Raw genomic sequence first — 5,750 nt, forward strand, 5'->3', positions numbered from 1 at the left:
AAGCGTCCAGCCGTATTTTGGGCAGCTGCTCTGGCGCTGATTCCAGCGGTCATTGCGATTGGTTTGATGGTCGGTTGGCCACCGCAAGTTGTGGTGATCAGTGGCCTTTTGGTGTTTGGCGTATTGTTTGCCGTCAATTCATCTCTGCACAGCTATTTGATCGTTAGTTATGCGCGGGGCGATGGCGTATCACTGGATGTGGGTTTTTATTACATGTCCAACGCAGCCGGCCGGCTGTTGGGAACCATTTTGTCTGGCTGGGTTTATCAGGTGTACGGGCTGGAAGCCTGCTTGTGGATATCTTCGGGACTGGTGGCGGTAGCAGCTTCGTTATCGATGCTACTGCCACAAAGGCAAGAAGCTTAAGCCGGGCCTAGAATCGCAGAACCAGACCGGCGCTGGCTTCAACCTGCAGATAACCGCTACTGCGGTATTTGAATGCACAGCCACCGGAACAGAATACGGAACCGCCAGAATCGAGAGCAGTATAAATGCCTCGGAGATCAAGCCGAAGACGCAGGTCGTCGTTGAGAAAAAACTGATAACCACCGCCGAGGGATAGGGCAACACGATGGTGGGTGTCGAACGCAGAGTCACCAGGCTCCAGCCGGGATACTCCCAGAACGCCGGAAGCAAAACCGCCGTAGGTTTTACCGCCGGGGAAGTAGAGACCGCCAAATTGCAGCTGGTAAATCGTCAGGTCGATGGCCTGCGTACCGGGTGTGAAAAGTCCGTTATCGAGTTTTGCTGAGGTTTCCTGTCGGCCAACATACAGCTCGCCTTGTTTTCCGGCCTCTGGCAGGTCGAAGTTCAGGGTCAGGCCATAGCTTGAGCTGTCTTCAAACTTTATCTGGTCCCTGATGCTGTCGTCCGAGGACTCAATATCGATAGAACTGCCCATCCGGAAGCCCGTAAAAGGCGCAATACTCATATCTGCAACTGCCGGTGAGGCGAGCAGGGCATAGCTTGAGCTACAAATGATAAAGCTATACAGCGCCTGGAACAGGAAAAGCTTTTTACAGAGTGCGAGAGTCTTCCTGAATAACATGCTCAATGTGGTTGCTCGGGCACTTCCCGAATACGACCATGGTCATCGATGGCTACGTAAACAAATAAGCCTTCGGTAACCTTGCGAGGGTTTTTTGCCGAGCGGTCCAGCGTCCAGACTTCCACATTAATCTTCATGGAACTGCGGCCAATATCCACCAGTTCGCAGTAGCACCCTACCTGAGACCCCACCCGCAGCGGTGATAAAAACTCCATCCGGTCCATGGCAACCGTGGCGTTGCGCCCGCGAGAGATGCGCCCGGCCATGGTAGCAGCAGCAATATCCATCTGCTTGACCAGCCAGCCGGCAAAAACATCACCGTTCGCATTGGTATCAGAAGGAAGGGGCACTATCTGAAGAATGAGTTCCCCGCGAGGATTGGGTTTGTCGTCATCGTACGCAGTCATGAGAGTCGCCTGTAACTACTTATGAGTTGTTTTGCATGCATGGTAGCCAGATGGCAGCGGTCTGCAAGAAAAATTGAACAATGGTGCTTATAAAACCACGGAATATTTCAGAAGTTGTAACAAAACTGTCATAGCACGTCTTTAGGATGCACTCATCGACAAAGAAGATTTGTAGACAGCGTCCACCAATAATGGAGACAACATGTGAAGAAGTTTAAATCAGCTCTTACGACTGTAGCATTGGCCAGTAGCATTGCCGCAGTGTCCGCTCCGGCGATGGCACGCGACACCGTAAATATTGTGGGGTCCTCAACGGTATACCCGTTCGCGACTGTCGTAGCCGAACGTTTCGGCCGTAACACAGACTTCCCGACACCTAAGTTAGAATCTACCGGTTCTGGCGGTGGCTTGAAGCTTTTCTGTGCAGGCATTGGTACCGAACACCCTGATATCACTAACGCATCTCGCCGTATGAAGAAAAGCGAATTCGAGATGTGTCAGAAAAATGGTGTTAAGGACATTACAGAAGTAAAAATCGGCGCTGATGGTATCGTGATTGCGAACTCGAAAGAGGCCGAGCAGATGGATCTGAGTCTGCGTCAGGTTTTCCTGGCGCTCGCCAAGGAAGTTCCGGACCCCAAGGGTGGCGACAAGCTGGTGGCTAATCCGTACCAGAAATGGAGCGATATCGATTCCAGTCTGCCGAACAAAGAAATCAGTGTGATGGGGCCACCTCCGACTTCCGGTACCCGTGATGCTTTTGTTGAGATTGCGATGGAAGGTGGCTGTAAAACCTTTGGTTTCATCAAAGCGATGGAAAAGAAGGAAATGCGCGCTGTTTGCCACAGCATGCGTGAAGATGGCTTGTTCGTGGAAGCCGGCGAGAATGATAATCTGATCGTTCAGCGTCTGGCTCAGGATAAAGACACTCTGGGGATCTTCGGTTACAGCTTCCTGATGGAAAATTCTAACCAGATTCAGGCCACCACCATCAATGGTGTTCAGCCAACGCCGGAAACGATTGCCGATGAAGACTATCCGGTTGCGCGTTCTTTGTTCTTCTACATCAAGGGTGCCCACGTAAGCGTGATTCCAGGTATTAAAGAATACGCTGAGGAATTTACCAGCGAAGCTGCCTGGGGCGACAACGGCTATCTGGTAGACGTAGGCCTGATTCCGAACCCGCGCAAAGTTCGGATGGACGTTGCCAGGAACGTACGTAAACTGACACCGATGACTGGGAACGAGCTCTGAGTATTATTCAGAGTCATCAAGGATGATGGAGAATGCGAGCCGGTTCGGTTCGCATTCTTTTGTCATGTCCGACTGACGCTCAATATTCACATAACACAGAGATCTCTATGCAAACGGCCAACCTATTGCCTCTGATACTGGTGATTGCCGTCGTAGCCTACGGACTGGCCTACATGCGGTCACGGTCGGTGGCTGAGCCGCTGGGTGGTATTCGCAACCTGAAGGCATTGCCATTTTATTACGCTGCCAGGGCAGCCTTATGGTGCGCCATACCTGCCTTACTTGTTTTGGGCGCGTGGGCTGCGTTCGAGGGCAAGGTTATCCAGAACCTGGTGGTCGGCTCATTACCGGCTGAACTGGCGCCGCAATCTGCGGGCGAGGCAAGTTTGATGTTATCGCAGATTAATAACATTGCTGCAGGTAAGTTGAACCCGGACTTTGCGCCAGCGGAAGTGGTAGGTGCTGCTGGTTTGCTGGACTCACTGCGGGCCCAGAGCAGTCAATTTAAAACCGTTCTGGTCGTTCTGATTTCGGTACTCGGAGCGGCGTTTGCTTGGAGCCGGGTGCAACCTCAGATCAACGCCCGAGAGAATGTAGAACGTACTCTTCGGTGGATTTTCTTTACCTGTGCAGCGGCCGCGGTGTTAACCACTGTTGGCATTGTTTTCTCAGTGATTTTCGAAACATTCCGGTTCTTCGACAAGGTACCAGTTACCGAGTTTCTGTTCGGCACCACCTGGAGTCCGCAAACAGCGCTTCGCGCTGACCAGGTCGGGGCAGACGGTGCTTTTGGGGTGATCCCATTGTTTACTGGTACGTTGCTGATCTCAGCGATTGCGCTGCTGGTGGCGGTGCCGGTGGGCCTGCTATCCGCTGTTTATGTCTCTGAATATGCATCCAAAACAGCCCGGGCTATCATCAAGCCAATGCTGGAAATGCTGGCGGGTGTGCCGACCGTTGTTTACGGGTTTTTTGCCGCTCTGACGGTGGCACCCTTTATCCGTGATCTGGCCGAAATGATCGGGCTGGAAGCGTCTTCCCAAAGCGCGCTGGCGGCAGGCCTGGTGATGGGCATCATGATCATTCCTTTCGTTTCGTCACTGTCAGATGACGTGATTAATGCGGTTCCTCAAAGCCTTCGGGACGGTTCTCTAGCCCTGGGGGCTACTCAGTCTGAAACCATGAAGAGTGTGATTTTTCCTGCGGCTCTGCCCGGCATCATGGGCGGGATTCTTCTGGCCGCATCCCGGGCGATTGGTGAAACCATGATTGTGGTGATGGCTGCCGGGCTGGCGGCGAATCTGACGGCCAATCCGTTGGAATCTGTAACCACCGTAACCGTTCAGATTGTCACCTTGCTGACCGGTGATCAGGAGTTTGACAGTGCCAAGACTCTGGCGGCGTTTGCTCTGGGGATGATGCTGTTCATTCTGACTCTGGCTCTCAACATGATCGCTCTGAAAGTGGTTCGAAAATATAGGGAACAGTATGACTGATCAACGTACACAGGCGGAGATTGTCCGCCAGTCGCTGAAGCGGCGGTACCGTAAAGAGCGCAGGTTCCGGCTTTATGGCATGACCGCCATTGCCGTTGCGTTACTGTCTCTGGTGGTGTTGTTCACTGACATTATAGGCAAAGGTTATACCGGGTTTATCAAGACCACCATGACTCTGGAAGTGGTGCTGGATGGAGAGCTGATGTATCTGGAAGATCCGACCGATAAGGATCAGGTCTCCATGGCTGATTTTCAGGCTCCGATCATCGCAGCGTTGCAAAAGTATTTCCCGGAAGCGCAATCCAGGGCGGATGTTCGCGAACTGAGTCGCTTATCGGGCAACTACGCCAGTAACCAGATTCGGGACTTGCTGCAAGCCCGGCCGGAATTACTGGGCACTACGCAGACTCTTGAGTTTTTGGTGCACGATACGGTCTCGGTTTACGTCAAACATGCCGACAATCCGGCATACAGTATCCGTTTGTCGGAACAACAACAGCTCTGGGTAGATGCTTTGGTAGAGAAAGGGGTTGTTGATACCGGTTTCAACGATGTGTTTTTCAGGCGGGGTGATTCCCGGGAGCCTTCCAACGCCGGTATTTTGGGGGCCATTGTTGGCTCTTTGCTTACCATGTTTGTGACCTTGGTTATTGCCTTTCCGATGGGTGTGGCTGCGGCAATCTATCTGGAAGAGTTTGCGCCCCAGAACAAGCTGACAGATTTTATTGAGGTCAATATCAACAACCTGGCAGCCGTGCCCTCGATCATCTTTGGCCTGCTGGGCCTGGCGGTGTTTATCGGTGTGTTTGGAATGCCTCGGTCTGTCCCTGTGCTGGGTGGTGTGGTGCTGGCGTTAATGACACTGCCGACCATCATTATTTCCAGCCGGGCGGCCATTAAAAGTGTTCCGCCCTCCATACGGGAAGCCGCTGAAGGTATCGGTGCCTCGAAAATGCAGGTAGTACTGCACCATGTGGTGCCGCTGGCCATGCCAGGCATGATGACCGGTTCTATTATCGGAATGGCGCAGGCGCTGGGCGAAACCGCACCTTTGCTGCTGATCGGGATGGTGGCTTTTATTGTGGAAGTGCCCGATGGCTTCTTCAGTTCGGCCACAGTGCTTCCGGTACAGATTTTTCAATGGGCCAGCAGTGCCGAACAGGGTTTTGTCGAGCTGGCATCAGCCGGCATCATGATTCTGCTGGTATTTATGATTTCTATGAATGCTTTGGCTATCTGGTTGCGTAAACGTCTTGAGCGCCGTTGGTAGAGAGGGGTGTTATGAATAGCATGAATGCGACAGTAAATATTTCTGAAAAGGTGGCCAGGCGAGTGATTGAAGATAAGCCGGAGAACGCAATCATCACAGAGGGTGTAACTGTTGGTCAGCCCTTCTCGGATGACCCTAAATTCAAGCTGCGTAACGTGGAAGTCTTCTACGGCGACAGCCCAGCGATTAAAAACATCAGCCTGGACATTGGCCGTAACGAAGTGATTGCCTTTATCGGCCCTTCGGGGTGCGGTAAGTCAACCTTCCTGCGATGT

6 protein-coding genes and 1 pseudogene are annotated in these 5,750 nt (G+C 52.5%); 5 read left to right on the forward strand and 2 right to left on the reverse strand.

The window, feature by feature from the left end:
* Positions 1-366, forward strand: a pseudogene (locus tag ABYA77_RS14465) (MFS transporter); the annotation flags it as partial.
* Between the two features lie 7 nt (positions 367-373).
* On the opposite strand, the gene ABYA77_RS14470 reads toward ABYA77_RS14465, so the two are convergent.
* Together ABYA77_RS14470 and ABYA77_RS14475 are read right to left on the reverse strand one after the other, a co-directional pair.
* Positions 374-1,048 carry a hypothetical protein gene (locus tag ABYA77_RS14470; protein WP_372966666.1) on the reverse strand — a complete coding sequence of 225 codons (675 nt, stop codon included), beginning with the start codon at positions 1,046-1,048 and terminating at the stop codon, positions 374-376.
* A gap of 2 nt (positions 1,049-1,050) precedes the next feature.
* Positions 1,051-1,455, reverse strand: coding sequence for an acyl-CoA thioesterase (locus tag ABYA77_RS14475; protein WP_372966667.1), 405 nt, complete (start codon positions 1,453-1,455; stop codon positions 1,051-1,053).
* Between the two features lie 204 nt (positions 1,456-1,659).
* Between ABYA77_RS14475 and ABYA77_RS14480 the strand changes: the two genes are divergently transcribed.
* The 4 genes from ABYA77_RS14480 to ABYA77_RS14495 form a co-directional block, all read left to right on the forward strand.
* Positions 1,660-2,709 (forward strand): substrate-binding domain-containing protein, encoded by a 1,050-nt coding sequence (locus ABYA77_RS14480; protein ID WP_372966668.1) that lies wholly within the window; start codon positions 1,660-1,662, stop codon positions 2,707-2,709.
* Positions 2,710-2,816: 107 nt separating this feature from the next.
* Positions 2,817-4,205: a phosphate ABC transporter permease subunit PstC gene (pstC, locus tag ABYA77_RS14485; RefSeq protein WP_372966669.1), complete on the forward strand. Its 1,389-nt coding sequence runs from the start codon at positions 2,817-2,819 to the stop codon at positions 4,203-4,205.
* Positions 4,198-5,475, forward strand: coding sequence for a phosphate ABC transporter permease PstA (pstA, locus tag ABYA77_RS14490; RefSeq protein ID WP_372966670.1), 1,278 nt, complete (start codon positions 4,198-4,200; stop codon positions 5,473-5,475). The genes pstC and pstA overlap by 8 nt, the downstream gene beginning before the upstream one ends.
* 11 nt (positions 5,476-5,486) lie before the next feature.
* Positions 5,487-5,750, forward strand: a 264-nt coding sequence (locus ABYA77_RS14495) for an ATP-binding cassette domain-containing protein (RefSeq protein WP_372966671.1), incomplete at its 3' end; no start/stop codon positions are given.

Source organism: Marinobacter sp., assembly GCF_041595835.1.
GTDB lineage: Bacteria > Pseudomonadota > Gammaproteobacteria > Pseudomonadales > Oleiphilaceae > Marinobacter.